Origin of the sequence: Allobosea massiliensis, assembly GCF_042655245.1 — a bacterium.
Classification (GTDB): Bacteria; Pseudomonadota; Alphaproteobacteria; order Rhizobiales; family Beijerinckiaceae; genus Allobosea; species Allobosea massiliensis.
On sequence record NZ_JBHSLU010000029.1, the window covers coordinates 1 to 1,598 of the forward strand.

Consider the following 1,598-nt stretch of genomic DNA (forward strand, 5'->3'; position numbering starts at 1 on the left):
ACGTCGTTGTAGTACGCCATCACCAGGCCCATCACCTTGTTGGCGTGGTCGAGGCTCTCGAACACCGGCTCGCCCTTTGCGTCGGCGCTGTTCCAGACCCATGGCAGCCAGGCGCTGGGAGGGATCATCTGCGGGCAGACGAGGAGGCCGGCAATGAAGCCGTCCAGTTCCTCGATCAGCATCGCCTCTTCATCGAGGTCCAGCAGCGCCTTCGACAACTGCTTCTGTTGGCGCGACAGTCCGGGCATGGCTCGTCCAGTTCCAGGGGGCGAGTTCACCGACGCGGTTGATGGGATGGTCGCCGATGCGGGCCAGAACATCCCGGAGATAGGCCTGGGGATCAAGGCCATTGAGCCTGGCGGTCCCGATCAGGGTGTAGATGACGGCGGCGCGCTCGCCGCCCTTGTCGGAACCGGCGAAGAGCCAGTTCTTGCGGCCGATGGCGAGCGGCCGGATCGCGCGCTCGGCGGCGTTGTTGTCGATCTCCAGATCGCCGCGGTCGGCATAGCGGGTGAGCGCGGGCCAGCGCGACAGGCCGTAGCGGATCGCCCTGGCGAGTTCACTCTTGCCCGACAGCTTGGGCAGGGTCGTGTCGAACCAGGTCCGCAGATTGGCGAGCCGTGGAACGGCGTGCTCCTGCCGCGATCGTCGCCGTTCGTCGGGCGGGCGGCCACGGACGGCGTCCTCGACCTGGTAGAGCTCCCCGATCCGGCGCAAGGCCTCGGCTGCGACCGGCGAGGCGTTGGCCTGGTGGATATCGAAGAACTTGCGCCGGACATGGGCCCAGCAGGCGACCTCGGCGATCGCGGCGCGCTTACCGGGGCTGCCGGCATAGAGCTTGTCGAAGCCGGCATATCCGTCGGCGTGGAGATATCCGGCGAAGCCCTGGAGATGGCCTTGCGGGCGCACGCCCTTCCGATCCGGCGTATAGCGATAGAGGACGGCTGGCGCGGCATCTCCGGCATGGGGGCGCTCGTCGCGGACATAGACCCAAAGGCGGCCCGTCGCGGTCTTGCCGAACCCGGGGGCGAGCACCGGCACGGGCGTGTCGTCGGCGTGAAGCGCGCGCCCGGCCATGGCATGCTTGCCGATCGCCTCGGCCAGGGGTGTCAGCAGCGCCGCCGCCGATCCGACCCAATCGGCCAGGGTGGAACGGTCGAGATCGACGCCTTCGCGGGCATAGACCTCGGACTGGCGGTACAGCGGCAGATGGTCGGCATACTTGGCCACCAGCACATGGGCGAGCAATCCAGGGCCCGGCCGCCCGCGCTCGATCGGCAGGGACGGCATCGGCGCCTGCACGATCGCTTCACACAGGCGGCAGACGATCTTGGGGCGGATATGCCGGACGACCTTGAACTGGGTGACGCGCTCCAGCACCTCGGTCTCGTCCTGGCCGAGCCGGCGCAACTGTCCGCCGCAAGCCTGGCAACCACAGCCGAGATCGCCATCGGCGATGCCCGCTGGCCAATGCACGATCTCCTCGCGCGGCAGATGATCGGGCAAGGGACGACGAACCGGATGCTGCCGGGCGTCGGGAGTTGCCGGCATGACCGCGCGCTCCAGAACCGTCCGCGCCGCCGTGCCCTCCTCGACAT

The 1,598-nt window shown here is 68.5% G+C and carries 2 protein-coding genes; both read right to left on the bottom strand.

The annotated features are described in order from the left end of the window. Positions 1 to 218: UPF0149 family protein (locus ACFPN9_RS11975; protein WP_377817071.1), on the bottom strand; the 218-nt coding region annotated here is incomplete at its 3' end. Then, on the bottom strand, positions 190 to 1,598 hold a 1,409-nt coding region (gene tnpC / locus ACFPN9_RS11980), incomplete at its 5' end, for an IS66 family transposase (protein WP_377817073.1). The genes tnpC and ACFPN9_RS11975, both read right to left, overlap by 29 nt.